The sequence below is a fragment of the Microbacterium sp. BF1 genome (assembly GCF_019279095.1).
GTDB lineage: Bacteria > Actinomycetota > Actinomycetes > Actinomycetales > Microbacteriaceae > Microbacterium > Microbacterium maritypicum.
Map to the genome: position 1 here is coordinate 1 of NZ_JAGYWT010000883.1, position 539 is coordinate 539.

The 539-nt window shown below is 69.9% G+C and carries 1 pseudogene; it reads right to left on the reverse strand.

Going from position 1 to position 539, the window contains the following annotated elements:
• A pseudogene (locus KZA10_RS17350) lies at positions 1-414 on the reverse strand (flavoprotein); the annotation flags it as partial.
• Positions 415-539 lie beyond the last annotated feature (125 nt).

A 539-nucleotide genomic window follows, 5' to 3' on the forward strand; every position in this document is an offset into this window, starting at 1 on the left:
CGTGGCAGAGTGCCCGGCCCCCACGACGACGACGTGCGAACCCGCGAGTTCCGAGACATCGGCCGGGATCCGATAGGAGATCGCACCAGCCGCCGCGGCCTCTCCGAGAGCCGGGTAGCCATCGGCCCCGGCCGGGTTGGGAAGACCCCAGGTGCCGCTCGCGTCGATCACGGCGCGAGCGAGGAGTCGGGATTCCCGACCATCGGCGTCGACCGTATGCACGACGAACGGCTGGCTCCTGCGCCCTCCCTCGACGACCTTGTCGCGTCCCTGACGTGCGATTCCGGTGACTGTCGTCGCGTACCGGATCCGCTCGCCCAGAACCTTCGCGAGCGGCGCGAGGTATCCGCTCACCCACTCCGCCCCCGTGGGATACCCCGCCGCGGGTGCGGTCCAACCGGTCGGCTCGAGAACACATCACGAGACCACCGATGATCGACCCGATCACGGTTCCGATGCCGCCCGAGACGGCGGCACCACCGATGAAGACCGAGGCGATGGCGTCGAGCTCCCAGCCGTTGCCGTCCTGCGGACCGGAG